The sequence below is a fragment of the Celeribacter indicus genome (genome assembly GCF_000819565.1).
GTDB lineage: Bacteria > Pseudomonadota > Alphaproteobacteria > Rhodobacterales > Rhodobacteraceae > Celeribacter > Celeribacter indicus.
The window spans coordinates 1,489,901-1,516,124 of the sequence record NZ_CP004393.1 but is presented as its reverse complement, the minus strand read 5'-3'; the positions used below and the strand labels follow the sequence as shown (position 1 = coordinate 1,516,124).

Annotated in this window: 31 protein-coding genes; 20 read left to right on the top strand and 11 right to left on the bottom strand. The window is 67.8% G+C overall.

What is annotated here, in order from left to right; all coding sequences use genetic code 11:
• Positions 1 to 5 precede the first annotated feature (5 nt).
• Complete coding sequence (gene gatC, locus P73_RS07665) at positions 6 to 293, bottom strand: Asp-tRNA(Asn)/Glu-tRNA(Gln) amidotransferase subunit GatC (protein WP_043869146.1); 288 nt, start codon at positions 291 to 293, stop codon at positions 6 to 8.
• Between the two features lie 52 nt (positions 294 to 345).
• A complete protein-coding gene (locus P73_RS07660; RefSeq protein ID WP_043869145.1) occupies positions 346 to 996 on the bottom strand; it encodes a ceramidase domain-containing protein in 651 nt (216 codons plus the stop codon).
• A gap of 57 nt (positions 997 to 1,053) precedes the next feature.
• Here P73_RS07660 and P73_RS07655 point away from each other — a divergent pair, with 57 nt between their 5' ends.
• Together P73_RS07655 and P73_RS07650 are read left to right on the top strand one after the other, a co-directional pair.
• The gene (locus P73_RS07655; protein ID WP_043869144.1) at positions 1,054 to 1,758 is read left to right on the top strand and encodes a metal-dependent hydrolase; all 705 of its coding nucleotides are present in this window, start codon (positions 1,054 to 1,056) and stop codon (positions 1,756 to 1,758) included.
• Between the two features lie 364 nt (positions 1,759 to 2,122).
• Positions 2,123 to 2,371 (top strand): hypothetical protein, encoded by a 249-nt coding sequence (locus P73_RS07650; protein WP_052453105.1) that lies wholly within the window; start codon positions 2,123 to 2,125, stop codon positions 2,369 to 2,371.
• Positions 2,372 to 2,375: 4 nt separating this feature from the next.
• Here P73_RS07650 and P73_RS07645 read toward each other — a convergent pair whose 3' ends face one another.
• Positions 2,376 to 2,825, bottom strand: a complete 450-nt coding sequence (locus tag P73_RS07645; RefSeq protein ID WP_043869143.1) for a nucleoside deaminase — start codon at positions 2,823 to 2,825, stop codon at positions 2,376 to 2,378.
• 176 nt (positions 2,826 to 3,001) lie between these two features.
• Between P73_RS07645 and P73_RS07640 the strand changes: the two genes are divergently transcribed.
• The 10 genes from P73_RS07640 to dtd all read left to right on the top strand — a co-directional run bounded on the left by P73_RS07640 (position 3,002) and on the right by dtd (position 12,335).
• Positions 3,002 to 3,622, top strand: coding sequence for an OmpW/AlkL family protein (locus P73_RS07640; protein WP_043869142.1), 621 nt, complete (start codon positions 3,002 to 3,004; stop codon positions 3,620 to 3,622).
• Between the two features lie 121 nt (positions 3,623 to 3,743).
• Positions 3,744 to 4,994, top strand: a complete 1,251-nt coding sequence (locus tag P73_RS07635; RefSeq protein ID WP_052453104.1) for a pseudouridine synthase — start codon at positions 3,744 to 3,746, stop codon at positions 4,992 to 4,994.
• Between the two features lie 193 nt (positions 4,995 to 5,187).
• Complete coding sequence (locus P73_RS07630) at positions 5,188 to 6,084, top strand: 5-bromo-4-chloroindolyl phosphate hydrolysis family protein (protein WP_043869140.1); 897 nt, start codon at positions 5,188 to 5,190, stop codon at positions 6,082 to 6,084.
• 24 nt (positions 6,085 to 6,108) lie between these two features.
• Positions 6,109 to 7,287 carry a toxic anion resistance protein gene (locus tag P73_RS07625; protein WP_043869139.1) on the top strand — a complete coding sequence of 393 codons (1,179 nt, stop codon included), beginning with the start codon at positions 6,109 to 6,111 and terminating at the stop codon, positions 7,285 to 7,287.
• The gene (locus P73_RS07620; RefSeq protein WP_052453103.1) at positions 7,287 to 8,246 is read left to right on the top strand and encodes a DUF2927 domain-containing protein; all 960 of its coding nucleotides are present in this window, start codon (positions 7,287 to 7,289) and stop codon (positions 8,244 to 8,246) included. The genes P73_RS07625 and P73_RS07620 overlap by 1 nt, the downstream gene beginning before the upstream one ends.
• Positions 8,247 to 8,267: 21 nt before the next feature.
• Positions 8,268 to 9,380, top strand: coding sequence for an SPFH domain-containing protein (locus P73_RS07615; RefSeq protein WP_043869138.1), 1,113 nt, complete (start codon positions 8,268 to 8,270; stop codon positions 9,378 to 9,380).
• A gap of 3 nt (positions 9,381 to 9,383) precedes the next feature.
• Positions 9,384 to 9,767: a hypothetical protein gene (locus P73_RS07610; protein ID WP_043869137.1), complete on the top strand. Its 384-nt coding sequence runs from the start codon at positions 9,384 to 9,386 to the stop codon at positions 9,765 to 9,767.
• A 98-nt stretch (positions 9,768 to 9,865) separates the two neighbouring features.
• A complete protein-coding gene (locus P73_RS07605; RefSeq protein ID WP_052453545.1) occupies positions 9,866 to 10,900 on the top strand; it encodes a TFIIB-type zinc ribbon-containing protein in 1,035 nt (344 codons plus the stop codon).
• A 77-nt stretch (positions 10,901 to 10,977) separates the two neighbouring features.
• Positions 10,978 to 11,898 carry a carbohydrate kinase family protein gene (locus P73_RS07600; protein ID WP_043869136.1) on the top strand — a complete coding sequence of 307 codons (921 nt, stop codon included), beginning with the start codon at positions 10,978 to 10,980 and terminating at the stop codon, positions 11,896 to 11,898.
• Complete coding sequence (dtd, locus tag P73_RS07595; protein WP_043869135.1) at positions 11,895 to 12,335, top strand: D-aminoacyl-tRNA deacylase; 441 nt, start codon at positions 11,895 to 11,897, stop codon at positions 12,333 to 12,335. Before P73_RS07600 ends, dtd begins: the two co-directional genes overlap by 4 nt.
• Positions 12,336 to 12,345: 10 nt before the next feature.
• Here the strand turns inward: dtd and P73_RS07590 are convergent, their stop codons facing one another.
• The 3 genes from P73_RS07590 to P73_RS25500 are packed head-to-tail and all read right to left on the bottom strand — an operon-like array spanning position 12,346 to position 14,840.
• The gene (locus tag P73_RS07590) at positions 12,346 to 14,091 is read right to left on the bottom strand and encodes a sensor histidine kinase (RefSeq protein ID WP_043869134.1); all 1,746 of its coding nucleotides are present in this window, start codon (positions 14,089 to 14,091) and stop codon (positions 12,346 to 12,348) included.
• The gene (locus P73_RS07585; protein ID WP_043869133.1) at positions 14,088 to 14,672 is read right to left on the bottom strand and encodes an RNA polymerase sigma factor; all 585 of its coding nucleotides are present in this window, start codon (positions 14,670 to 14,672) and stop codon (positions 14,088 to 14,090) included. Before P73_RS07585 ends, P73_RS07590 begins: the two co-directional genes overlap by 4 nt.
• A complete protein-coding gene (locus P73_RS25500; protein ID WP_158401922.1) occupies positions 14,673 to 14,840 on the bottom strand; it encodes a NepR family anti-sigma factor in 168 nt (55 codons plus the stop codon).
• 98 nt (positions 14,841 to 14,938) lie between these two features.
• On the opposite strand from P73_RS25500, the gene P73_RS07580 reads away from it, so the two are divergent.
• Positions 14,939 to 15,751 (top strand): response regulator, encoded by an 813-nt coding sequence (locus P73_RS07580; protein WP_052453102.1) that lies wholly within the window; start codon positions 14,939 to 14,941, stop codon positions 15,749 to 15,751.
• Positions 15,752 to 15,878: 127 nt separating this feature from the next.
• On the opposite strand, the gene P73_RS24830 is transcribed toward P73_RS07580, so the two are convergent.
• Positions 15,879 to 16,052, bottom strand: coding sequence for a DUF1328 domain-containing protein (locus tag P73_RS24830; RefSeq protein ID WP_043869131.1), 174 nt, complete (start codon positions 16,050 to 16,052; stop codon positions 15,879 to 15,881).
• A gap of 174 nt (positions 16,053 to 16,226) precedes the next feature.
• On the opposite strand from P73_RS24830, the gene P73_RS07570 reads away from it, so the two are divergent.
• The 6 genes from P73_RS07570 to tsaD all read left to right on the top strand — a co-directional run bounded on the left by P73_RS07570 (position 16,227) and on the right by tsaD (position 19,670).
• Positions 16,227 to 16,550: an ElaB/YgaM/YqjD family protein gene (locus P73_RS07570; RefSeq protein ID WP_043869130.1), complete on the top strand. Its 324-nt coding sequence runs from the start codon at positions 16,227 to 16,229 to the stop codon at positions 16,548 to 16,550.
• A gap of 7 nt (positions 16,551 to 16,557) precedes the next feature.
• Complete coding sequence (locus P73_RS07565) at positions 16,558 to 16,899, top strand: phage holin family protein (protein WP_043869129.1); 342 nt, start codon at positions 16,558 to 16,560, stop codon at positions 16,897 to 16,899.
• 110 nt (positions 16,900 to 17,009) lie between these two features.
• Positions 17,010 to 17,480 (top strand): tRNA (adenosine(37)-N6)-threonylcarbamoyltransferase complex ATPase subunit type 1 TsaE, encoded by a 471-nt coding sequence (gene tsaE / locus P73_RS07560; protein ID WP_052453101.1) that lies wholly within the window; start codon positions 17,010 to 17,012, stop codon positions 17,478 to 17,480.
• On the top strand, positions 17,477 to 18,082 hold the full coding sequence (locus tag P73_RS07555) for a hypothetical protein (protein ID WP_043869128.1): 606 nt from the start codon (positions 17,477 to 17,479) through the stop codon (positions 18,080 to 18,082). The genes tsaE and P73_RS07555 overlap by 4 nt, the downstream gene beginning before the upstream one ends.
• Complete coding sequence (locus P73_RS07550) at positions 18,079 to 18,681, top strand: L-threonylcarbamoyladenylate synthase (protein WP_043869127.1); 603 nt, start codon at positions 18,079 to 18,081, stop codon at positions 18,679 to 18,681. The genes P73_RS07555 and P73_RS07550 overlap by 4 nt, the downstream gene beginning before the upstream one ends.
• Positions 18,678 to 19,670 carry a tRNA (adenosine(37)-N6)-threonylcarbamoyltransferase complex transferase subunit TsaD gene (gene tsaD / locus P73_RS07545; RefSeq protein WP_043869126.1) on the top strand — a complete coding sequence of 331 codons (993 nt, stop codon included), beginning with the start codon at positions 18,678 to 18,680 and terminating at the stop codon, positions 19,668 to 19,670. Before P73_RS07550 ends, tsaD begins: the two co-directional genes overlap by 4 nt.
• Positions 19,671 to 19,800: 130 nt before the next feature.
• Here the strand turns inward: tsaD and P73_RS07540 are convergent, their stop codons facing one another.
• The 4 genes from P73_RS07540 to P73_RS07525 are packed head-to-tail and all read right to left on the bottom strand — an operon-like array spanning position 19,801 to position 23,741.
• Entirely contained in the window at positions 19,801 to 20,532 is a 732-nt protein-coding gene (locus tag P73_RS07540; protein ID WP_043869125.1) for a proteasome-type protease, read from the bottom strand.
• A 20-nt stretch (positions 20,533 to 20,552) separates the two neighbouring features.
• A complete protein-coding gene (locus P73_RS07535; RefSeq protein ID WP_043869124.1) occupies positions 20,553 to 21,353 on the bottom strand; it encodes a transglutaminase family protein in 801 nt (266 codons plus the stop codon).
• A gap of 5 nt (positions 21,354 to 21,358) precedes the next feature.
• On the bottom strand, positions 21,359 to 22,300 hold the full coding sequence (locus P73_RS07530) for an alpha-E domain-containing protein (RefSeq protein WP_043869123.1): 942 nt from the start codon (positions 22,298 to 22,300) through the stop codon (positions 21,359 to 21,361).
• 19 nt (positions 22,301 to 22,319) lie between these two features.
• On the bottom strand, positions 22,320 to 23,741 hold the full coding sequence (locus tag P73_RS07525; protein WP_043869122.1) for a circularly permuted type 2 ATP-grasp protein: 1,422 nt from the start codon (positions 23,739 to 23,741) through the stop codon (positions 22,320 to 22,322).
• 291 nt (positions 23,742 to 24,032) lie between these two features.
• Here P73_RS07525 and P73_RS07520 point away from each other — a divergent pair, with 291 nt between their 5' ends.
• On the top strand, positions 24,033 to 26,222 hold the full coding sequence (locus P73_RS07520; RefSeq protein WP_043869121.1) for an NADP-dependent isocitrate dehydrogenase: 2,190 nt from the start codon (positions 24,033 to 24,035) through the stop codon (positions 26,220 to 26,222).
• Positions 26,223 to 26,224 lie beyond the last annotated feature (2 nt).

The following is a 26,224-nucleotide window of genomic DNA, read 5'->3' as shown; positions in this document are numbered from 1 at the left end:
CGCGCTCACTCCACCACTTTCGGCACGGCAAAGAAACCCTCGCGCGCGTCCGGCGCGTTCGACAGGATCTTCTCCTGCATGCCGCCGTCCGTCACGCCGTCCTTGCGCCGCTTGAGCCGCATCGGCGTGACCGAGGTCATCGGCTCGACGCCGTCCACATCCACCTCGGAGAGCTGTTCGATGAAGCCCAGGACGGCATTGAACTCGGAGGCGAGCGCGGGCAGCGCGTCCTCCTCGACGCGGATGCGCGCGAGCTTGGCCACCCGGCGCGCGGTGTCGATGTCGATGGACATGGGGCAGGCTCCTTCGTCTTGTCGGTCGCGCGGGCCGCGCGTCCCCTGCGCTTTACCGCGCGGGGGCGCGGCCTTCAAGCATGTGCTGCGCATAAACCGCGATCATCCAGCCGAGCATCGTGGCGTTGAGGATGTGCCACAGGAAATGCGTGCCGAGCGGCAGCGCGGCACAGACCGGATCGTCGAGCCAGCGCATCGCGATCGACAGGCACAGGATCCCCGCGCCAAGGGCGAGCCCGCGCGCGGTCCGGGGCGCGCGCCGGGCAAGGATCAGCGCATAGCCGAGGATCAGCAGCGGCACCGGCGCGTATCCCGCCGAGGAACCGAGGCCGAGGGCGGAGAAGACCGGCACGGTCACGGCGGCATAGGGAAAGAAGAGCGCGGTGGCGAGCAGCGCCTTCCACGTCGCGAGCCCGAGGAAATCGCGGCTTGCCGCGAAGATATAGAGCAGGATGAACCCGAGGATCGGCGCGGTATCGGCAAGCGCGCCCCAGCGCGTCGCGGTGGTGTGGAAGGCAAAGGAGCCGAGGCCGATGACGAAGAGCACCACCGCCATCGCCCGCGCCAGCGGCAGTCCGCGGGTGCGCGGAAAGACCCAGAGCGCGGCGATCAGGAAGGCCGCGTTGGTGAGCGCGTTGACCGGCTCGGACCAGAAGGTGAAATCCGTGCGCTCGCAATAGGCGTCGAATTGTTCGCTCCACATATGATTTTCCCTCTCGCTGCCCTAAACTCCCGTCAGAAGCAACATAGGGAGCATCCCATGAAAATCACCTGGCTCGGCCATTCCGGCTTTCGCATCGAGATCTCGGATCAGGTTCTTCTGATCGACCCGTGGATCGCGGGCAACCCCTCCTTCCCCGAGGGCCGCGAGAAGGAAGCGACCGGGGGCGCGACGGCGATCTTCCTGACCCACGGGCATGGCGACCATGCCTCCACCGCCCTGACCGTCCAGAAGGACACGGGCGCGACGATCTACTGCATCCATGAACTGTCGAACCTCCTCGGCGGCGACGGCGCGGAGGTCACCGGCTTCGGCAAGGGCGGCACGATCACGCTCGGCGAGGACGAGAGCGCGGTCTCGGTCACGATGGTGAACGCGGTCCATTCCTCGTCCATCGACTTCGGGGAGGGCGCGCCGCAATATGCGGGCCAGCCGGCGGGCTTCATGATCTCGGGCGAGGGCCACACGATCTATGTCTCCGGCGACACCGACATCATGGCCGACATGGAATGGTTCGCGGATTTCCACGAACCCGATATCGGCATCCTCTGCGCCGGCGGCCATTACACGATGGACATGAAGCGCGCGGCCTATGTCTGCCAGAAATTCTTCGATTTCGACACGGTGATTCCCTGCCACTGGGGCACCTTCCCGCTTCTCGCGCAAAGCTGCGACGAACTCGTCTATGCGCTCGAGGACGGCGTGGTGAAAGTGCCCGAAGTGCTGGTGCCGATCGAGATCTGAGCCCGCCCGGCCCGCCGCCGCCCGTGCCCGTGTCATCGCACCGGCACGCGGCATGGCGGGCCGGACGTCCGGCGCGGTCGCCCCGACGGCGGGAGGGCCGGAGACCACGCGTCCCGCGCCCCGCCTGCGCGCCCATGCGCCCGCCCGTCCATCCGCGCTGCGCACGCCCCCTCTCCCCCCCTGTCCCGGCGCCCGCGCCAGCTCCGCGCAGAGGGCCCGCCCCTCCGCCACATCCGCTGTCCTTGCATTCCGGCGGGGTTTCGTCCTAGAACACCCCTGCCGCGCCTTCGCGCCGCAACAGCTTGCAACCCTTGAAAATTTCGACCGCGGCCTTTGGCGGCTGCGGTGTCGCCGGGATGTTCCGATGCTCGAACTCATGCTCCTGCGCCACGAACGCGCCCTGAAGAATCTCGCCCTTGCCCTCGGCATCGCCTCCACCGTGGCGATCGTGCAGAACTGGTATCCGCTCAACCTGTTCCTGTCGCTGCCCTTCTGCCTGATCTGGATCGCGATGGGATGGCTGCGCAGCGAACGCCAGCTCAAGTGGATCAACATCCTCTTTGCGGGATTCTACGTCTACGGCATCGCGCGCTACGCGATGTTCGACGCCTGACGGCTCAGCGTTTCGCGGCGAAGAAGGCCCTGAGCAGCCCCTCGGCCTCGCGCGCGCCGATCCCGCCGTAGACCTCCGGCACATGGTGGCATTGCGGGTGGGAGAACACCCGCGCGCCATGCGCCACGCCGCCCGATTTCGGATCCTCCGCCCCGTAGTAGAGCCGCGCGATGCGGGCGTTCGCGATGGCGGCGGCGCACATCGCGCAGGGTTCGAGCGTCACATACAGATCGTATCCCGGCAGCCGGTCGCGCCCGAGCGCGGCACAGGCCGCGCGCAGCGCGACGATCTCCGCATGGGCGGTCGGATCCCTGTCGGCGCGGGTGCGGTTGCCGCCGCGCCCCACCACCTCGCCCGAGGGAGAGACCACGACCGCGCCCACGGGCACCTCGCCGCGCGCCTCCGCGGCACGCGCCTCCTCGAAGGCGATATCCATGTGGGACCGGAACCTCATGCCCCTTCCTGACCTGCCCGCGCGCACTTGGCAAGCGCCCCGCGCGCCCGCTCCGCCGCCAACTGAGGCAGCTTGTCGCACCCCGGCCGCGGATTGACCCAAATCAAGGCCGCGCCGCCGTCCCTGTCCCAAGCCTTCCCCTGCGCGCGATCAAGGAACACGAAAAGGGATATCCAATGAAAACCAACCTCCTCCTCGCCTCCGCCCTGGCCATGAGCTGTGTCCTGCCGACGCTCGCGAGCGCGCAGGAGGCCGGAACGATGACGCTCGGCCTCGGCTTGCACGGCGTGATGCCGAAGTCCGACAACGGCACGATCCTCGGCTCGACCGATCTCGACGTGGGCGACAACGTGCGCCCCACGGTCACCTTCGAATATTTCGTCGCCAACAACATCGGCATCGAGGTGCTCGGCGCGCTTCCCTTCCTGCATGACATCGACGCCGACGGTCTGGGCAAGATCGGCTCGACCAAGCACCTGCCGCCGGTCGTCTCCGTGCAGTATCACTTCAACAGCGGTGAAACCTTCTCCCCCTTCGTCGGCGTCGGCGTGAACTACACCGCCTTCTTCGACGAGAAGGCCAAGGGCGCGGTCGCGGGCAGCGATCTGGACCTCGACGACAGCTGGGGCCTCGCGCTCCACGCCGGTTTCGACTACAAGATCAACGAAAAGAACGCCTTCCGCACCGATGTGCGCTGGATCGACATCGACAGCGACGTGAAGCTCGACGGGGCGAAGATCGGCGAGGCCGAGATCGACCCCTGGGTGTTCGGCGTGGCCTACGTCCACACGTTCTGAAACCGAGGTTTCGGCGGTTCGCCGCCAGAGGAGACCCTCGTGGGCCGGCCCGCGTCCTGATGGCGCGGGCCGGCTCCTGTTTGCTCTTCCCAACCCTCCCGCTCTCGGCTATGGGCAGCGCATGGACAAGAAACGCCCCTCCCGCCCCGCATCCCCCTCCTCCGAGGCGCCGAAGACGCCCGGCACGCCGCCCGGCGAGCGTATCGCGAAGGTGCTGTCGCGCGCGGGCATCGCCTCGCGCCGCGATGCGGAAGCGATGATCGCGGAAGGCCGCGTGACGGTGAACGGGCGCACGGTCGCCTCTCCCGCGCTCAACGTGATGCCGAAGGACCGGATCTTCGTCGACGGCAAGGAGGTGGGCGAGCCCGAGCCGCCGCGCCTGTGGCTCTATCACAAGCCCGCGGGGCTCGTGACCACGGCGAAGGACGAGAAGGGGCGCGAGACCGTCTTCGACAAGCTGCCCGCGGACCTGCCGCGGGTGATGACCGTCGGCCGGCTCGACCTCAGCTCCGAGGGGCTTCTGCTGCTGACCAACGACGGGGAGATCAAGCGGCGCCTCGAACTTCCCGACACCGGCTGGCTGCGGAAATACCGGGTCCGGGTGAAGGGCACGGCGAGCGAGGCGATGCTCGAGCCGCTGCGCCACGGGGTCGTGATCGACGGCGAGGAGTTTCAGCCGATGGAGGTGGTGTTCGACCGCCAGCAGGGCGCGAACGCCTGGCTCACCGTCGGCCTGCGCGAGGGCAAGAACCGCGAGATCCGCCGCGCGATGGAGCATATCGGCCTCACGGTGAACCGGCTCATCCGCATCTCCTACGGGCCCTTCCGGCTCGGCACGCTCGCGCCCGGCGCGGTGGAGGAGGTGCGCGGGCGCGTGCTGCGCGACCAGCTCGGCCTCGAGCGCGAGGAGGACGGCAAGCCGCGCCGCGACGTGATGCGCAAGGGCAAGGGCGGGCCGCGCACGGAGACGCCCGGCCGCGATCCGCGCCCCGGCAAACCCGGCCCGAAGCCCCGCTCCGCCGGGTTCAAGGCGCAGGGCGACCGCCCGGACCGGCCCGCGCGCGGCGACAGGCCCGCCGGAACCGGCCCCCGTGCCGAGGGCGGGAAACCCGGCCCGTTCAAGCGCCGCGAGGACTCCGGCAAGCCGGGCGGGTTCAGGCGCCGGGATGGCGCGGGCAAGCCCGAGGGCGCGAAGACGCGCGAGGGAGACAGCTCCGGCGCACCGCGGCGCCGCGAGGGCGGCGACAAACCCGGCGGGTTCAAGTCGCGCGGATTCAAGTCGCATGGCGGCCCGAAAGGCGGCAAGTCCCGCTCCGCCGGGTTCAAATCGCACAACGGGCCGAAAGGCGGCGGTAAACCGCCCAAAGGCTGAGCCGAGGGGGAAAGCACATGCGCCGGTCCCCTCAAGCCTTTCACGTTGCGCGATTCCTTCCTATATCTGGATATGACGCAAGCGGGCGATCGAAAGGGCCGGAATGAGCGACAGCGTGTTCTCCAAACTCGCCTATTACCTTCTGGTGGCGCTGACCTTCTATGTGACGATCAAGGCGCAGGGAATGTGATCCATGGCGCGACGCTACGGCTCGACCTATTCCCCCGACGGGTCGTCCCGCCCCAGGGACGGCACCACACCCCGCCCGCCAGCCGCGCGCCCCTTCGACGGCAAGCGGCCCACGCGGGTCGGGGCGCGCTCGAACCTCCTGTTCCTTGCCGCCCTGCCGCTCGCGTGGAAGGCGTTCACCGCCCCGCCCGTCGCCATGGCCGGATACCTTCTGGCCCTCGGCTGTCTCGTCGGCGCGGCCGTCCTCACCCGCGAGGGGCTGAAGGCGGAGGAGGCCTATGAAGCGCGCCGCGTCGCCCGCCGCCCCGCCATCCCGCGCAAGATCTTCGGCTCCGTTCTCACCGGGCTCGGCCTCGGCCTCGTCGGCTGGTTCGGCTGGGGGCCGGTGGAAACCGGGATCTTCGCCGTTCTGGGCACCGTGCTGCACAGCCTTGCCTTCGGGCTCGACCCGCTCCGCAACAAGGGCTTCGACGAGGTCGACATGTTCCAGCGGGACCGCGTCGCCCGCGCCGTGGACGAGGCCGAATCCCATCTGAACGCCATGCGCGAAGCGCTCGAACGGACAGGCGACCGCCAGGCCCAGGGCCGGTTCGACCGCTTCGCCGCCACCGCCCGCGCGATGTTCCGCACCGTCGAGGACGATCCGCGCGACCTCACCGCGGCGCGCAGGTATCTCGGCGTCTATCTTCTGGGCGCGCGCGACGCGACGGTGAAATATGCCGATCTCTGGACACGCTCGAAGAATGCGGAGGCGCGGGCGGACTGGTTCGCGCTGCTCGACGATCTCGAACAGAATTTCGCCGCGCGCACCGAGGCGCTGCTGATCGACAGCAAGACCGATCTGGATATCGAGATCGAGGTGCTGCGCGACCGCCTCGCCCGCGAGGGCATCACGTCTTAATCCGGGACAACAGGGGGACCACATATGTCCGACACCGTTCGCCAGAAGGCCGAGGCCGCGTTGAAAGATGTCGAGGAGGTGACGTCCGTCGTCCTTCCCGAACCGCAGGGCGAGCTGGTCGATCCCGAAAGGCTCGCGGCCACGCCCGCGGCGCCGGAAGTCGAGCGCGCGAAGGCCGAGATCGACATGACGGACACGAATTCCATCGTCCGTTTCGGCTCCGGTGCGCAGGTGAAGCTCCAGGAAATCTCCCAGGCGATGCTGACGGATGTGAAGAACAAGGATGTCGGCCCGGCGGGCGACAGCCTGAGCTCCATCGTGACCACGATCCGCGGCTTCTCCGTCTCCGAACTCGACGTGCGGCGCAAGCGGAGCTGGTGGGAGAAGCTCCTGGGCCGGGCGGCGCCGATGGCGAAATTCGTGGCGCGCTACGAGGATGTGCAGGGCCAGATCGACCGCATCACCGACAGCCTGCTGACCCATGAGCACAAGCTGCTGAAGGACATCAAGTCGCTCGACCTGCTCTATGAGAAGACGCTCACCTTCTACGACGAGCTTGCAATCTATATCGCGGCGGGCGAGCTCAAGCTCAGGGAGCTCGACGCGACGGAGATCCCCGCGCTCGCCGCCGCCGTGGACGCCGCCCCCGAGGAGGATCAGGTCATCCGCGCCCAGGAATTGCGCGACCTGCGCGCCGCGCGCGACGACCTCGAACGGCGGGTGCACGACCTGAAACTGACGCGCCAGGTGACGATGCAATCCCTGCCCTCGATCCGGCTCGTGCAGGAAAACGACAAGTCGCTGGTGACGAAGATCAACTCGACCCTCGTCAACACCGTGCCGCTCTGGGAGACGCAGCTTGCCCAGGCCGTGACGATCCAGCGCTCCTCCGAGGCCGCACGCGACATCCGCGCGGCGACGGACCTCACCAACGAGCTTCTGACCGCGAATGCGAAGAACCTGCGCGAGGCGAATGCGACGATCCGCACCGAGATGGAGCGCGGCGTGTTCGACATCGAGGCGGTGAAGACCGCGAATGCGGAGCTGATCGCCACGATCGAGGAAAGCCTCGCCATCGCCGACGAGGGCAAGCGCAAGCGCGCCGAGGCCGAACAGGAGCTCCAGACGCTCGAGGCCAACCTGCGCGACACGCTCGCCTCCGCGAAATCGGGCGGCAACGCTGCCGGACCGGCGGTGCGCTGATGCGCATGGCGGCGCGGGCCGGACAGACGCTTGCGGGCGTGGCGCTCTGCCTCGCCCTGTCGGCCTGCGCGCCGAAAGCCCCCGGCATCCCGCCGCAAACGCGCCCGCCGACGAAAGCCGCCCTGCCCGCCCCGCGCCCGGACCCGACGGTCCGCAGCGAGGAAAGCCGCCTGCTCGAGGTCTATTATGCGCGGGTGCAGCGCGACCTGCTGTCCAACAACCTGCTCAGGACCGATGGCGGCGGGCCCGACGCGCCCTTCTTCGCGCGCCAGCTCGCGGCGAATTTCGACGCGATCGCCCTGCACGACGAATACACGCTCGTGAACGGTCGCTACGTGGCACAGGCCGTGCCCTCGAACCTGCATCGCTGGGACGTGCCGGTGCGGATCGGCCTCGAATTCGGGCCCTCCGTGCCGGAAGACCGGCGCCAGACAGACCGGAGGACGCTGAGCAGCCTCATCGCGCAGCTGGCGCGGGCGAGCGGCCATCAGATCTCCCTCTCCGCGCGGCCGAATTTCCATGTGCTCGTCCTGAGCGAGGACGAACGCCGCGCCATCGGACCGCGCCTTGCGGAGCTCATACCGGGGCTCGGCGCCGACACGATCCGCTCGATCGAGGACATGCCGCGCTCTTCCTATTGCCTCGTCATCGCCTCCGATCCGAAGGACGACGGCGCCTATCGCAACGCGGTGGCGATCATCCGTGCCGAACATCCCGACCTGCTGCGCCAGTCCTGTTTCCACGAGGAGCTGGCACAGGGGCTGGGCCTGGCCAACGACAGCCCGCGCGCGCGTCCCTCGATCTTCAACGACGACGAGGAATTCGCGCTGCTCACGCGCCATGACGAACTTCTGCTGCGCATCCTCTACGATCCCCGGCTCGCGCCCGGCATGACCCCCGACATCGCCCGTCCGATCGCGACGGAGATCGCCTACGAGCTGATGGGCGAGGATATCTGACGAGACCAAGGAGGCCCCGACATGGGTATTTTCGACTTCCTCTCCGGCGAATTCATCGACGTCATCCACTGGACCAACGACAGGCGCGACACGATGGTCTGGCGGTTCGAGCGCGAGGGCCATGCGATCAAATACGGCGCGAAGCTCACCGTGCGGGAGGGACAGGCCGCCGTCTTCGTCCACGAGGGCCAGCTCGCGGATGTGTTCCCGCCGGGTCTCTACATGCTCGAGACCAACAACATGCCGATCCTCACCACGCTCCAGCACTGGGACCACGGCTTCCGCTCGCCGTTCAAGTCGGAGATCTACTTCGTCGACACGACCCGGTTCGGCAACCTGAAATGGGGCACAAAGAACCCGATCATCTGCCGCGATCCGGAATTCGGCCCGGTGCGCCTGCGCGCCTTCGGCACCTACACCGTGAAAGTCGCCGATCCCGCGCTGTTTCTCACCGAGATCGTCGGCACGGACGGCGAATTCACCATGGACGAGATCTCCTTCCAGATCCGCAACATCATCGTCCAGGCCTTCTCCCGCATCATCGCAGGCTCGGGCATTCCGGTGCTCGACATGGCGGCGAACACGGACGGGCTCGGCACGCTCGTGGCCACCGAGATCTCGAAAGTGGTCGCGGATTACGGGCTGACCATCCCGGAATTCTACATCGAGAACATCAGCCTCCCCGAAGCGGTGGAGAAGGCCCTCGACAAGCGCACCTCCATGGGCATCGTCGGCGATCTCGACAGCTACATGAAGTTCAACGCCGCCGAGGCCATGGGATCGGAGAATTCCGCCATGGGAGCCTCGATGGGCGCGGGCCTGGGGGCCGGAATGGGCGCCGGGATGGGCATGGGCATGGCGACGCAGAGCGGCCCCTGGGGCGCGCGTCCCGCCGCCGCCAGCACAGCGCCGCCCCCGCCGCCGGTGGAACATGTCTGGCACATTGCCGAGAACGGCGCGACCAAAGGCCCCTATTCCAGGGCGGAAATGGGACAGATGGCCGCCAGGGGCACGCTGAAACGGGAAAGCTATGTCTGGACGCCGGGCCAGGACGGCTGGCTCCGGGCCGAGGAGGTGCGCGAGCTTGCGCAGCTTTTCACCATCGCCCCGCCCCCGCCGCCGCCCGGCGCGTGAGCCATGGCCGGGAAGACGCGCGTCACCCTCCCCGCCGGCTGCGAAAACGCCCCCAGGAACGCCAGGGCGGTGGAGATCGCCCTCGCCTTCATGGGCGTCGCCCGGCTCGAACCGGACCTGCTGGCCGAGGGGGCAAGCTGGGACCGCACCGGCGCGCCCTGCCTCATCGGCCGCGGTGCGATTTCCGACGCGGTAGCACAGGTGACACCGCCGGTGAGCCTTTCGGTCAGCGAGGTCTCGACCCATGGCAGGGCCGGCTCCGTCTCCGGCCGGTTCACCCGCGACGGCGAAGGCACCTCGCTCTTCTGCCACGTCCTGCGCTTCACCTCGGCAAGCTGCCGCGAGCTTGCGCAGGTGGTGAGCTTCGAACGCCGGGAGCGGGCATGAGCACGCGCATTCCGCCCGTTCCCCCCGCGCCGCCCGCGCCCGATCCGGCCCCGACCGGCGGCGATCACCGCTTTCCCTGCACGAATTGCGGCGCGGACATGCGCTTCGACCCCGCGGCAGGACTTCTGATCTGCGACCATTGCGGCGCGCGCCAGACGCTCGACACGGAGGGCACCGATGCCCCGCGCGAGCTCGACTTCCGCGCCGCCCTCGCCGCGCAGCTTCCGGCGCAGGACATCGAGGAAACGCGCGTGTCCAAATGCCCCAATTGCGGGGCGGAGGTCGAATTCGACGCGGATCTGCACGCGACCGAATGCCCGTTCTGCGCCACCCCCGTCGTGACCAGCACCGGCGCACATCGACAGATCAAGCCGCGCGGTCTTCTGCCGTTCGCCCTGACGGAGGCCGAGGCGCATGAGGCGATGACCGCCTGGCTCGGCCGGCTCTGGTTCGCGCCGAACGGGCTGAAGGATTACGCGCGCAAGGGGCGGCGCCTGTCCGGGCTCTACCTGCCCTACTGGACCTTCGACGCGCAGACGGACACGGCCTATCGCGGCGAGCGCGGGGATGACTACTACACCACCCGCACCGTCACCCGGAACGGCAAGCGCCAGACGGTGCGACAGCGCCACACCCGCTGGCGCGCCGCCTCCGGGCGCGTCGCGCGGTTCTTCGACGACGTGCTGGTGCTCGCCTCCAACGCCCTGCCGCGCAAGTTCACCGACGGGCTCGCCCCCTGGGATCTTTCGGACCTCGAACCCTACATCCCCGACTATCTCGCGGGTTTCCGCGCCACCGCCTATTCCGTGGGCCTCGAGGAGGGCTATGAGGAGGCGCGCGCCTATATGGACCGGGTGATCCTCCGGGACGTGAAATTCGACATCGGCGGCGACCGGCAAAGGGTGCACGACCTGCACACCGGGGTCACGGGCGTGACCTTCAAGCATATCCTCCTGCCCGTCTGGATGGCCGCGTACAAATACCGCGGCAAGAGCTACCGCTTCGTCGTGAACGGCCGCACCGGCCGGGTGGAGGGCGAACGGCCCTGGTCCGCGTGGAAGATCGCGTTCGCGGTGCTCGCCGGGCTGATCGTGGCGGGCGTGATCGGATATGTCTACGCGATGAGCCAGTAGCGCTCCTGCGCGCCTTTTCTCTTGCTCCGTTAACGCTAACGGCCCTAGAAGGAGGGACAAACGGAGAGGAGGATGCGATGATCCTGTGTGCGGGCGAGGCCCTGATCGACATGCTGCCGCGCAAGAGCACGGAGGGCGAGGATGCCTATGCGCCCTATCCCGGCGGCGCGGTCTGCAACACCGCCATCGCGCTCGGACGGCTCGGCGCGCCGACCATGTTCCTGTCCGGCTTTTCCGACGATTTCTTCGGCGATCTGCTGAAGGAAAGACTGGCCGAAAGCCATGTCGACGCAAGCCTCGCGATCACCGCGCACCGCCCCTCCACGGTGGCGTTCGTGAAGCTCGTAAAGGGCAATGCCACCTATGCCTTCTACGACGAGAACACGGCCGGGCGCATGCTGACCTCCGCCGACCTGCCCGCCCTGCCGGAACGCGTGCAGGCCGTGTTCTGCGGCGGCATCTCCCTGCCGGTGGAGCCCTGTGGCGCGGCCTATGAATCGCTGTTCGTGGCCGCCTCTGCGACGCGGGTCACCATGCTGGATCCGAACATCCGGCCCGATTTCATCGCAGATGAGGCGCGGTATCGTGCACGAATCGAACATATGCTGCGCCATGCCGATATCGTGAAGGTCTCCGACGAGGATCTCCGCTGGCTGCTCGGACCGGGGGACGCGGAGGCGCAGGCAAAGCAGATCCTCGCCATGGGACCGAAGCTCGTATGCCTGACGATGGGCAAGGACGGCGTGACCGGTTACGGCGCGCAGGGGGTGGTGCATGTGCCGTCGGAGCGGGTGACGGTGGTCGACACGGTCGGCGCGGGCGACACGTTCAACGCCGGACTTCTGGCCGGCCTCTGGCGCGCGGGCAGGCTCGGCAAGGCCGCGGTCGCGGCCCTCGATACGGACAGCGTCGCCGGGGCGCTGCGCCTCGGGGCGCGTGCCGCGGCGGTGACGGTGAGCCGCGCGGGCGCCAACCCGCCCTGGGAGGACGAGCTGTGAGGGCCCTGGTCCAGCGCGTGAGCGAAGCGGCGGTGCGGGTGGACGGAAAGATCACCGGCGCCTGCGGACCGGGCCTTCTGGTGCTGGTCTGCGCGATGCGCGGCGACGGCGAGGCGGAGGCGGAAAGGCTGGCCGCGAAGATCGCGAAACTGCGGATCTTCCAGGACGAGGCGGGCAAGATGAACCTGTCGGTCCGCGACATCGGCGGCAGCGCACTGGTCGTGAGCCAGTTCACCCTGGCCGCCGAGACGAAGGGCAACCGCCCCGGCTTTTCCGCCGCCGCCCCGCCGGCAGAGGGCGAGGCGCTCTACGGCGCGTTCACCCGCGCGCTGGTCGCGGCGGGCGTGCCGGCGGAGACCGGGATCTTCGGCGCGGACATGAAGGTGTCGCTCGTCAATGACGGGCCGGTGACGATCTGGCTCGATACCGAGGCATGACCGGAGCCGCTCACTCGGCGGCTTCCTCGGCATCCTCGCGGAATTCCGCAAGCGGGAAGCGCAGCCGCATCGTGTAGTGATCGGGTTCGTCCTCCTGCTCCACCCGGCCCTCGAGCTGGGAGGTGAAGGCGAGGATCAGCTGATTGCCCAGACCGCTGCCTTCCATGTCCTCCGTCTCCGTCATCGGCACGGAGCCGCGGGAATTGACGACCGTGAGCACCGCATCGCCGCTGTCCGGCTCCGCGTCGAGGCGGATGGAGACGCGGGCCGTCCCGCCCGGATCGGAGCCGCCGTATTTCAGCGCGTTGCTCAGCGCCTCCGAGGCGATGAGCGACAGGGGCACGGCCTGGTCGGGATAGAGCACGAGCGGTGCATAGCTTTCCTCCACCTCGATCGCCTTGCTTTCCACCTGTCCGGCGTTGAGCACGTTCATGGCGATCGACCGCATCAGCTCGTCGGCCTGCACCCGGCCCTGAAGCGAGGTTTCATAGAGGCTGCGGTGCACGGTCGCGAGCCCCATCACGCGGGTCTGGAGATCGCGCAGGGCGACCTTGGCGTCCGGCGTGTGGGCCTTGCGGATCTTCATGTTGAGGATCGAGGCGATGAGTTGCAGGTTGTTCTTCACCCGGTGGTGCACTTCGCGCAGCAGCACGGTCTTGTCGTGCAGCGCGTCCTCGAGCTCGGCCTCGTCATGCAGGATGCTGTTGGCCATGCGCACGAAGGTTTCGTCCATCTCGCGGAACTCGGCGGCAGGCCGCGCCTGGGCGCGCACCGGCGCGATCCGGCGCGAGCGCATGAACAGGAGCATCCGCGCCCGCAGGTCGCGCGTCGGCTGGATCACCTGGCGCTGGATGGCGATATAGACGACGATGAGACAGGCGAGCCACATCAGCACGGGAAAGAGCAGCGGGACGATGGCGGTCACCCGGTTCCAGCTCAGCCCAAGGTTCTGGGCGTCCCAGCTTCCGAGCCCGTAGACGAGGCCGGGCACGATCGGGACATAGGCGAAGACGCGGCGCTCCCCGCTCGCGGTGCGGGCGGTGAAGGCGTGCTGGGGCTTGCCGACGAAGGAATCGAGCGTGCGGCCCTCGGGCAGGTTCTCCTCGAGCCCTTCCATCCCGTTCTTGATCGACAGCGGTTCCCCCGCCTCGTTGAAGGTCACGAGATCGACCGGGCGCTCGGCCGACAATTGCTCGAGACTGCGGAAGAACTGCACATGCGGCTGCGACACGGCGGTGTAGCCCATGAACCGGCCTTCCTCGTCGAGGATCGGATAGGAGACGACGAGCACGGACCGGCCGGAGACCGCGCCCCTTTCGCTGAGGGTCGCGCGGGGGTGCGGCGTCTCGCGCATCTTCTGATAAAGCGTCGTCCCCGACAGGTCCGCCACCTCCCCGCCGGAGGAGCAGAGCGCGAGCCCTTCCGCGCTCACGATGCCGGCGAAGGCGAAGGTAGCGCCGTCCGAGACGAAGCTGGTCATGGCCTCATGGCAGTCGTCGCCGAGCGAGAGGAGTTCCGGGGCGATCCCGGCAAGCGCCTGCGCCGCGCCGAAGGCGGTGCGCATCAGCGCCTCCTCGTTGGCCGCGGCCTCGGACGTGAGCGCCAGCAGGTTCACCTCGCTCTGGTCCCGGCTGTCCCGGATCAGGGCGCGCGACTGGGCGATCGCGATCACGCCGATCGGCAACAGGGCCGCCGCGAGCATGACGGCGACGCGCACCGTCAGGCTGTCCACGCCGGCCCGCAGACGTCTTATCACAAACTGCCTCCTTGCACCGTCTGTCCTGCGACGACGGCCATCGTGGCCTTGTCCGTGAGCTCGAAATTTTCGTTCTCATCGAGGTTCAGGAGCACGGCCAGCCGCTTGCGACCGCGATTGACCCGGCTCTTGATCGTCCCGACGGCCACGCCACAGGTCTCCGCCGCCTCTTCATAGGAAAACCCGGTCGCCCCGACAAGGATCAATGCCTCGCGCTGCTCATCGGGAAGCTCCGCGAAGGCGACCTCGAAATCGCGCATGGCGAGGCGCCCGTCGTGATGGGGTTTCTCGGACAGGCTCGCGGCCATCACCCCGTCCACATCCGCCACTTCGCGGCGCATCTTGCGGCGGCCGGAGTAGAAGGTGTTGCGCAGGATGGTGAACAGCCAGGCACGCATGTTGGTGCCAGCCTGGAACTTGTCGATATTCGACCACGCCTTGACGATCGTGTCCTGCACGAGGTCGTCGGCCTGCGCGACATTGCGCGTCAGCGACAGGGCGAAGGCCCGCATCGCCCCAAGATGTTCCACGATCTCGTCTCGGGGATCACGCGCGGCGTCCCCCTTCACAGAACCCGTCATCTAGTTGCTGCTCCCGGAATTTTCCGTCGTCTTTTCCTGCGCCTTCAACTGCGCCAGGAGGTCCTTGAACCGGTCCGGTACATCCTCGTTCAGCGTCCGCTCGTATACGCGACGAAGATTGTCTTCTATTTGCGACCCCAAGGCGGAGTCCTTCATTTCACGCGCCATATTTCGTCCTGCATGCGTCATTTTTTTCAAGTCTTCTGGAACCGAACGTAACCCGAAGACGTTTGGTTCCCGACAAAAGGAAATAATGGATCCACTAAATGTCCCAAATGAACGAGACGGCCGGGCTGGCCGACAAGATCGCGCAACATCTTCCCTACCTGCGCCGCTACGCGCGCGCGCTCACCGGCTCGCAGAGCTCGGGCGACGCCTATGCCATGGCGACGCTCGAGGCGCTGCTTGAGGACCGGTCGGTCTTCGACCAGGTGTCGGATGCGAAGATCGCGCTGTTCCGGGCCTTCCATGTGATCTGGAACAGCGCCGGCGCGCCCGTCGCGGAGGAGGACGGCACGCTCGCCCGCCGCGCCCAGGCGCATATGTCCAAACTGACGCCGAATTCCCGCGAGGTGCTGCTCCTCGCCACGATCGAGGGGTTCTCGACGAAGGACATCGCCGAAATCATCGGCACCGGGGTCGGGGAGGTCGAGGGCCTGCTCGGCACCGCGCGCACCGAGATGGAAGACAGCGTCGCCGGCCGCGTCCTCATCATCGAGGACGAGGCGATCATCGCGCTCGACCTCCAGGCGATCGTCGCGGAGATGGGACATGAGATCACCGGCGTCGCCCGCACCCACAAGGGCGCGGTGCAGCTTGCGGACCGGGAGCGCCCCGATCTCATCCTCTCCGACATCCAGCTCGCCGACAATTCCTCCGGCATCGAGGCGGTGAACGAGATCCTCGCGGAGGCGGGCGACATTCCCGTCATCTTCATCACCGCCTTCCCCGAACGGCTGCTGACCGGCGAGCGCCCGGAACCCGCCTTCGTCATCACGAAGCCCTATTCGGAGGAGCAGGTGCTCTCCGCCGTGTCGCAGGCGATGTTCTTCTCCTCGACGGAATCCCTCACCGCCTGACATGCCGACGGCCTCACGGGCCGCGGACCACAGCCCGGACAATCGAAAAACCCCCGCCAATCCGGCGGGGGTTCGTGCGTGCGGATGTCGTCGCAGCCCGCCGGAGCGCGGCTGCGTCATCCCGCGGTCACACCGGCGGGCGACCACGGACGGCACGCGCGATCATCGCGACGATGAAGAGCACGATGAAGATGAAGAAGAGGATCTGCGCGATGCCGGCGGAAGCCGAGGCAATACCGCCAAACCCGAGGAAGCCCGCGATCAGCGCGACGACGAGAAATGTAAGAGCCCAGCCAAGCATGGGGTTTCTCCTTTGTTGACAGGCGCAGAAATCTGCGCGTTCTGGCAGGACAACACCGCCGCGCCCCGGTCGGTTCCCGCAAATCTCCTTTCAGGATCATCGGCATGAGCCGTGGAACTTTCCGCGCAGCCGTGCGTTGTCCGGGGGAAACCATGGCACCAAAAGGATATCTCAATGGCCCGCGTTGGAAATTCCCCCACCGAAGTGACCACCGAAGAACTTCAGGCCCAGATCGCCACGCTCAAGGACGACATCGCCGCGCTGACCAAGACGATGGCCGATTATGGCTCCGCCCAGGGCAAGGCGGCGAAGGCGAGTGCGCAGGCCGCATTGACCGAGGCGCGGGCGCGCGGGGCGGAACATGTCGCCCACGCACAGCAATCGGCGCTCGACGCCTATGGGGAAATGGAAAACAGGGTGCGCGAGAATCCCTCCGCCGCGATGGGCCTCGCCGCCGGGCTCGGCTTCCTCGTCGGTCTGCTGGCGGCGCGCCGCTGAGCCGCCGATGATCACGGCCCTGTCCCTGACACTGAGACGCGCCGCCCGCCGTGCCGCCCTGAGCGCGACGGCGGCGGCGTTCCTTCTCGTCGGCCTCGTCTTTCTCACGGTCTCGGCGTTCAGCGCGCTCCTGCTCGTGACCACGCTGCCGATCGCGGCGCTGATCGTGGGCGGCGCCTATTTCGGCGTCGGGCTCGTCCTGCTGGCCATCGCCACCCCGCCGCCCCCCGCCATCCCGCCGGTGCCCGCCGCACCGCCCGCGGATCCGTACCGCGGCGACATGCTGACCGAGGCCTTCCTGCAAGGCATGGAGACCGGAGCCACCGTGCGCCGGACGCTGCGCCGCTGAGGCGTGCCGTCTGCGTCTCCCCATGGACCTTTGCCCGCCGATCGCCTAAATCGCTGTCAACCGGCCAGCGCCGGGAGGCTGCCAAAGACGGTACGGAAGACGGGGACGACGTGACACGGGACCTGACCCTGACAGCGCGGGACGAGGCGGCGACGGCCCGGATCGCCGCCGCGCTCGCGCCGCATCTGCGCGCGGGCGATGTCGTGCTGCTCGACGGCGCGCTCGCGGCCGGCAAGACGTTTTTCGTGCGCGCCCTCGTCGCCGCGCTCGGCTGCACCGAGCAAGTCACGAGCCCCACCTATACCATCGCCCATATCTACGAGACCGGCAGCCTGCCGGTGCTGCACGTCGACGCCTATCGGCTGCGCGGCGCCCAGGACTTCCACCACCTCGGCCTCGAGGAGCAGGTGGAGAGCGGGCTGTCACTCATCGAATGGGGCGAACGGCTCGGGGATTTCTTCGATGCGCCGCTCTCCATCCGGCTCGACTTCGGCGCCGGGGAGGGCACGCGCCGGATCACCCTGCGGGCGGAGGCGGCGCGCTGGTCCCCCGTGCTCGACGCGCTGGAGGGCGTCGCATGAGCCTTGTCCTTCTGCTCCAGGCATCGAATGGCGTGCCCTCGCTCGGTCTCGGCCGCGACGGGTCTGTCGTCTTCGACAGCGCGCGGATCCCCGCCCTCGACGGCTCGCGCGATTACCGGGCGCTGCTCGACACCGGGCTCTCGGCCTGCGGCGCCACCCTGCCGGAGCTGACGCTCATCGCCTGCGACACCGGCCCCGGCGGGCTCGGCGTCACCCGCACCGCCGCCGCCTTCGCCAACGGCCTCGGCTTCGCGCTCGGCCTGCCGGTCCTCTCCATTCCCGCCTTCGAGGCGCTGGGGGCGGAGCTCGACGACGGCACGACCCCCGTCGCGCTGCTGCGCCGGGCGGCCCGTCCGCATGTGCATTTCGGCCTCTATCGGGCCGGAAAACTTGAACATTACGAACATTGTCTCGAAGAAAAAGCGCGCGAGCAGCTTGGAAAACTGGACGATTACGTCCTCGCCGGGAATGTCGCCGTCGAGGGCGCCCCCCCGCCCGCGACCAACCGCGCGTCGATGGCGACGCTGCTCCGGCTCGCCCTCACGGCTCCGCAACCGGCCCCCGGTGCGCGCGCCCACCCCATCGTGGAGGTGCTCACATGACCCACGGCGTCGCAGAGATTGCCCGCTGCCTCACCGAGGGCGGCGTGGTGCTCCTCCCGACCGACACGGTGCTCGGCCTCGCCGTCTCGCCCGCCCGGTCCGACGCCGTGGACCGGCTCTACGCCCTGAAGATGCGCCCGCGCGACAAGAACCTGCCGGTGATGGTCGCGGATGCCGGCCAGATCGCGGCCCTCGGGGCGGAAATCCCGCCGGCGGCCGACGCCCTGCTCGCGAGCCGCTTCGTGCCCGGCGCGCTGACGCTCGTCTTCGGCCTCGACCAGACCCGCGCACCCGGCTGGCTTGCGGGCCGCGCGGAGATCGCGGTGCGCATTCCCGACGACGCCCGACTGCTCGCCGTGCTGCGCGAGACCGGACCGCTCCTCGTGACCTCCGCCAACCGCTCCGGCGCGGAGACGCCGGCGACGACCGTGGAGGCCGCAGCACAGCTCGCGGGTGCGCCCGACATGACCGTCCCCGGCTCCGGCAGCGCGGCGGCCCCCTCGACCATCGTCAATTGCCGCCTCTCGCCGGTGAAGATCGAACGCCACGGCGCGATCCCCGCCGCCGAGATCGCCGCACTCACGGGAGCGGTGCAATGAGCGGGCTCATCCTCGGGATCGAAACCTCCTGCGACGACACCTCCGCGGCGCTCGTCGACCGCAGCGGCCATGTCGCCGCGATCCGGACCGTCTCCCAGTTCGAGATTCACGACTCCTTCGGCGGGGTCTATCCCGAACTCGCCTCCCGCGCCCATCTCGAGGCGATCCTGCCGGTGATCGGGGAGGTGATGGACGAGGCCGGGGTCACGCCGCGCGACCTGACCGCCATCGGCGTCACCCGCGGGCCGGGGCTGATCGGCTCGCTGCTCGTCGGTCTCTCGACGGCGGAGGCGCTCTCGATGGGCTGGGGCGTGCCGGCCTACGGGGTGAACCACCTGCGCGGCCATATCCGCTCCGTCGCGCTCGAGGGCGGCGTGACGGATCATCCCGCGGTGGTGATGCTCGTGTCCGGCGGGCACACCCTGATCGCGGAAGTGACGGACGCCTGGACCTGCCGCCTGCTCGGTACGACGCGCGACGACAGCGTCGGCGAAAGCTACGACAAGGTGGCGCGGATGCTCGGGTTCGGGATGCCGGGCGGCCCCGCGATCGACCGTGCCGCAAAGGCGGGAACCGCCACGCTGCGCCTGCCCCGGCCGATGAAGAACGAGGGCTACGAATTCTCCTTCTCCGGCCTCAAGTCCTCCGTCGCGCGCCATGTCGAAACCCATCCCGAGATCTCGCCGGAGGACATGTCCGCCTCCTTCGTCGCCGCCTGCATCGAGGTGCTCGCGGCCAAGGCGGAGCGCGCGCTCGTCGAATGCCGGCCGAAATCGCTCGTCATCGTCGGCGGCGTCGCGGCGTCGCCGCAGCTCCGCGCCGCGATGGCGGAGGTGGCCGACCGACACGGCGTCGCGCTCTGCCTGCCGCCCGTGACCTGGGCGACGGACAATGCGGCGATGATCGCTATGGCGACATGGGACTACCTGGACCGCGGCGTGCAGCCGGATCTCGTGCCGAAACCCAACCTGCCGCTGGAAATGCCATAGCGGCAAGGGCCCGGCGGCTGTCGCCCCACCCGAACCGCGAGACGCAGCCGCTCCACGCTCGTTGCAAGACACCCAGGATCCGCGCCATTCATCCCCGACGCCTCATGCGCGAGGGGTCTCGCCTCGGGCGTCAGAAGGTGAAGTCGGGCAGGCTGTCCATCGCCGCCTTCAGCGCCTCGCCCCAGCCCGAGGAAATCGTCAGGAAATAAGGATCGTCCGCCTGGATGCGGTGCTGATGCGTGACCCCGAGCGCGTCGCGCCCGATCACCTGGAGATCGAAGGGCAGGCCCACCGAGAGATTCGCCTTCACCGTGCTGTCGAAGGAGACGAGCAGGAGCTTCACCGCCTCCTCGAAGGACATGCCGCGGTCATAGGCGCGCACGAGGATCGGCCGGCCGTATTTCGTTTCCCCGATCTGGAAAAAGGGCGTCTCCTCTCCCGCCTCGATGAAATTGCCCTCGGGATAGATGAGGAACAGGCGCGGCGGCGCCCCCCTGATCTGGCCGCCGAGGATCACCGTCGCGTTGAAGGCGCTGTCGGCGCGCTGGCCGGTCTCGGCATGGGTGGAGATCACGTCCTTCAGCGTGCCGGCGACGAGGCGGGCGACCTGGAACATCGAGGGCGCCGACAGGATCGAGGGCTCGCGCTCCTCCGGCGCCTTGGTGCGCTCGTCGAGGATCGACACGAGCGCCTGCGTGGTGGCGAGATTGCCGGCCGTCATCACCGTGAGCACCCGCTCCCCCGGCGCCTCCCAGGTGAACATCTTGCGAAAGGTGGAAATATTGTCCACGCCAGCATTCGTGCGCGTGTCCGACATCAGGACGAGTCCGCGATCGAGCATCATGCCCACGCAATAGGTCATGTCTTTCCCCTGCCCCGGCCTTATTGTTGTTGTGCGACTTCGATCTCGACGGAGAGCGTTTCCCCCGCCCCGCCGATCTGCGTGCCAGTTACAGGAGCCGCGCCCTTGTAGTCCAGCCCCGTCGCGACCCGGACATAGCGCGTGTCGGGCGAAATGCCGTTGGAGACGTCGAAGCCGACCCATCCGAGCCCGTCGACATGCGCCTCCGCCCAGGCGTGGGAGGCGTCCTGCGCCACGCGGTCGTCCATCATCAGATAGCCGGAGACGTAGCGCGCGGGCAGCCCCATCTCCCGCGCCGCCGCGATGAAGATATGGGCATGGTCCTGGCAGACGCCCTTGCCCTGCTCCACCGCCTGCTCGGCGCTGCCGCCGGCATGGGTGGCGCCGATCTCGTAGGCGACCGCCTCCGCGACGATGCGCGACAGCTCGTGCAGCCGGGCGAGCGCGGTCTCGCCCTCCGCCCTGCGGACCAGCGCCCGGACCCCCGCCCCGGCGCGGGTGAGCGGCGTCGGCCGCTCGAACATCCACAGCGGCGCGGGGCCGCGGTGGGCCCCGACGACGCCATGGGTCTCCGCCACCTCCACCTCGCCCTCGCATTGCACGACCAGATCGTGCACGTCGCGCTCGAAGGAGATGAGCTCGACCACATTGTGCATGTGGTCCTGGTATTCGAGTTCCTTGCGCCCGCCGGTCACGGAGGTGGACCAGCGGATCACCTCCTGGCCGTGGCCGGATTTCGGCGTCTTGCGCAATTGCTGGAGCCCGTAGATCACGGGATGGTCGAAACTGTAGCGGGTGGTGTGGCGGATCGACAGGCGCATCGGGATCACTCGTAGAAGCGGAAGTCCCGCTCGATCTGCATGCCGAGCTGGCCGAGCGAGCTGAGAACGTTCTGGATGTATTCGTGCAGTCCGAAATCGAAGACCGCGTCGATATCGTGCGACATGAACCGGCGCAAAAGCCCGTCCGCGAGATCGCAGGATCGGTACTTCGTGCCATAGTCGGAGGACAGGTAGCGCAGGTTGTCGCGGATCTTCGACGAGCAGAAATAGAGCGAGCGCGGCATACGCTTGTCGAGGATGAGGAAATGCGCGATGTCGCGGGCGTTGACCTGGGAGCCGTAGGCCATCCGGTAGCCGCCGCTGGCGGAGACGGAGCGCAGGATCGTCTCCCATTGCACGTTGTCGATGGAGGAGCCGACCGCGACCGAGGACGGCAGGAGCACGTAATATTTCACGTCGAGGATCCGCGCGGTGTTGTCGGCGCGTTCGAGGAACGTGCCGATCCGCGCGAAATCGTAGATGTCGTTGCGCAGCATCGTGCCATGGGTCGCGCCCCGCACCAGCGCCGTGCGCTGCCGGATCGTGCCGAGCACCGCCGGCAGGTCGCGCTCGGCGACCCGGCGCGACAGGATCTCCTGCGTCTTCATGTAGCAGCCGTTCACCGCCTCCCAGACCTCGTGGGTCAGGGCCGTGCGCACCATGCGCGCGTTCTGCCGCGCGGAGGCGATCACCGACTGGACGGAGGACGGATTCTCCCGCGCCCGCAGCATCCAGTCGATCGCCGCCTCCTTCGTCACCTCGTCATGGACCTCCCGGAAGCCGGGAAGCGTCCCGGCCGACTGCATGACCGAGTTCCATTCGCCGTCGTCCTGGCCGAGGCGGGTGAGCCCGATCCGCTGGCCGGTCTCGATCAGGCGCGAGGTGTTTTCGGCCCGCTCCAGGTAGCGATACATCCAGTAGAGGCCGTTTGCCGTTTTGCCGAGCATTCCCATCCCTCTCCCGCCCTCAGTCTTCCAGCACCCAGGTGTCCTTGGTGCCCCCGCCCTGCGAGGAGTTCACCACCAGCGACCCTTTCTTCAGCGCGACGCGGGTCAGCCCGCCCGGCGTGATGTTGATGCCTTCGGGAGAGCACAGGACGAAGGGGCGCAGGTCCACATGGCGCGGCGCGAGCCCCGCCTTCGTGAAGATCGGGACGGTCGAGAGCGACAGGGTCGGCTGGGCGATGTAGTTGCCCGGACGCGCCCTGAGCTTGCGGCGGAAATCCGCAAGGTCCTTCTTCGTCGCCGTGGGGCCGATCAGCATGCCGTAGCCGCCCGAGCCGTGCACCTCCTTGACCACCAGATCCTCGAGATGGTCGAGCACATAGGCAAGGCTGTCGGGATCGTTGCAGCGCCAGGTCGGCACGTTCTCGAGGATCGCCTTCTCGCCGGTGTAGAACTCGACGATCTCCGGCATGTAGCTGTAGATCGCCTTGTCGTCGGCAATGCCCGTGCCCGGCGCATTGGCGATGGTGATGCCGCCGGCGCGATAGACATCCATGATCCCCGGAATGCCGAGCGCGCTGTCGGGGTTGAAGTTCAGCGGATCGAGGAAATCGTCGTCCACCCGCCGATAGAGCACGTCGATCGCCTTGTAGCCCTGGGTCGTGCGCATCGCCACGCGCCCGTCCACGACCCGCAGATCGTGCCCCTCGACCAGTTCCACCCCCATCTTGTCGGCGAGGAAGGCATGTTCGAAATAGGCCGAGTTGTAGATCCCCGGCGTCAGCACCGCCACCGTCGGCGGCCCCGCGCAGGCCGCGGGCGCGGAGGCGGCGAGCGACCGGCGGAGGTTGGCGGGATAATCCTGCACCGCCTGCACCCGGTTGCGCGCGAAGAGCTCGGGGAACATCTGGAGCATGGTCTCGCGGTTCTCGAGCATGTAGGACACGCCCGAGGGCGTGCGCGCATTGTCCTCGAGCACATAGAACTGGTCGTCATCCGTGCGCACGAGGTCGATGCCGACGATATGGGTATAGATCCCGCCCGGCGGCGTCATCCCGATCATGTGCGGCAGGAAGGCGTCGTTGCGCGCGATCATCTCCTTCGGGACGCGCCCGGCCTTGATGATCTCCTGCCGGTTGTAGATGTCGTGCAGGAAGGCATTGATCGCGCGCACCCGCTGTTCGATGCCCCGCGACAGCTTGAGCCATTCGCGCCCTGAGATGATGCGCGGGATGATGTCGAAGGGAATGAGCCGTTCCTCGGCCTCCGCCCGGCCATAGACGTTGAAGGTGATGCCCGTGAGGCGGAACACCTCCTCCGCCTCGCGCTGTTTCGCCCTCAGCCGTTTCGGATCCTCGTCCTGAAACCAGCCTTGAAATCCGGCATAGGGCGCGCGCAGCGCGTCCTCCCTGCCCCACATCTCGTCAAAGATCTTCTCGCTCATGATCCGAAATTAGTGCTGCGGCCCCCGGCCACCAACACGTTTTCGGCCCCGATGCCCGCGCATTGGTCTTTAGCGGCAAAATCGCCTGTTTTTTGTGCAATCACACCCGGTGCCGCCGGGACTGCGCCCCCACCCCGCGCCGAAGCGCGCCCGAAGGGCTCTTGCCGCCCCCGGCGGCGCGTCATTGTATACCTCGGGATACATTGACTTGCGCAGGGCACTCGGTTACCCCGGCTTCCAAGCACGAAGGACGTCCGTCCCGACCGAAGGATTCGCCACTTGGAGGAGCCCATGGCCCAGGAAACCGCAGATATCATCTATACCATCGTGGACGAGGCGCCGGAGCTGGCGCGCGGCTCGCTGCTGCCGATCATCACGTCCTTCTCCAACGCGGCGGGGATTTCGGTCGAGACCCGCGACATCTCGCTCGCGGGCCGCATCCTTTCCCAGTTCCCCGACTATCTGACCGACGCGCAGAAGATCTCCGACGATCTCTCGGCCCTCGGCGACTATGTGAAGACGCCCGAGGCGAATGTCATCAAGCTGCCGAACATCTCCGCCTCGGTGCCGCAGCTCGAGGCCGCCGTGGCCGAGCTCCAGTCCCAGGGCTACGGGATCCCGGACTATCCCGCCGACCCGAAGACGGCGGAGGAAAAGGCCGTGCGCGCGAAATACGACGCGGTGAAGGGGTCCGCCGTGAACCCGGTGCTGCGCGAGGGCAATTCCGACCGCCGTTCTGCAAAGGCGGTGAAGGAATATGCAAAGGCCAACCCGCACCGCATGGGCGACTGGTCGAAGGACAGCAAGACGACCGTGGCCTCGATGCCCGGCGACGACTTCTTCGCCAACGAGAAGGCCGCGACCATCACCGCCGCGCAGGCCGGCGGCGCAAAGATCGTGTTCCGCGGCAAGGACGGCGGCGAGACCGTGCTGAAGGACGGGCTCACATACGAGGAGGGCACCGTGGTTGACGCGACCTACCTCTCCGCGAAATCCCTGCGCGCCTATATCCGCAAGGAAATCGAGAGCATGGAGCCGGGCGTCCTGTTCTCCGTCCACCTCAAGGCCACGATGATGAAGGTCTCCGACCCGATCCTCTTCGGCCATTTCGTCGCCGTCTATATCGAGGATTTCCTCGCCAAACACGGCGACAAGCTCGACTTCAACCCCAACGGCGGCCTCGGTGCGCTCGAAAGGCTCATCAAGGGCAATGCCGAGATGGAAGCCGACCTGAAGGCCGCGCTCGCCGCCCGTCCGCCGCTCTACATGGTCGACAGCGACCGCGGCATCACCAACCTGCACGTCCCCTCCGACGTGATCATCGACGCCTCCATGCCCGCCGTGATCAAGGCGGGTGGCAAGGGCTGGGGCCCGGACGGGAAGGAAGCGGACACGAAATGCTGCATCCCCGACAATTGCTATGCGCCCGTCTATGACGAGACGATCGAGTATTTCAAGGAAACCGGGAAGCTCGACGTGACCACCTGCGGCGCCGTGTCGAACGTCGGCCTGATGGCGCAGAAGGCCGAGGAATACGGCTCCCACCCGACCACCTTCGAGGCGGAGGCGGACGGCACCATCTCCATCGTGCTCGAGGGCGGCGAGGTGCTGCATTCCCACGAGGTCGAAAAGGGCGACATCTGGCGCTCCGCCACCGCGAAGAAGGCGCCGATCCTCGACTGGATCCAGCTCGGCATCGAACGGTTCGACGCGACCGGCCTCGCCGCCTTCTGGCTCGACGGGACGCGCGCGCATGACGCGGAGCTGATCAAATACGTCAAACCGGCCCTCGAGGCGGCGGGCAAGGACATTCCGATCATGGCGCCCCGCGCCGCGACCCGCTACACCTTCGAGAAGATGCGCGAAGGCCATGATGTCGTCACCATCACCGGCAACGTGCTGCGCGACTACCTCACCGACCTCTTCCCGATCCTCGAACTCGGCACCTCCGCAAAGATGCTTTCCATCGTGAAGCTGATGCAGGGCGGCGGCATGTTCGAGACCGGCGCCGGCGGCTCCGCGCCCAAGCATGTCCAGCAGTTGCAGGAAGAAAACCACCTGCGCTGGGACAGCCTCGGCGAGTTCTGCGCACTCGGCGAAAGCTACAAGTTCCTCGCCACCTCCCGCGACAAGCCGAAGGCCGCCGTCCTCGGCGCCGCGGTCGAGGTCGCGACGCAGAAGCTCCTGCTCGAGGGCAAGTCGCCCGAACGCAAGGTCGGCCAGAACGACAACCGCAGCTCGCATTACTGGTTCGCCCGCTACTGGGCGGAGGCGCTTGCGGCACAGGATGACGATGCCGGACTGAAAGCGCATTTCGCCCCGATCGCGGAAAAACTCGCCGCCGGGGAACAGGCGATCCTGTCCGAACTTCAGGCCGGGGAGGGCAAACCCGTCGACATGGGCGGCTATTACCATGCCGATCCGGCGAAGGTCGCCGCGGTCATGCGCCCCTCCGCAACGCTGAACGCGATCATCGGCTGAGC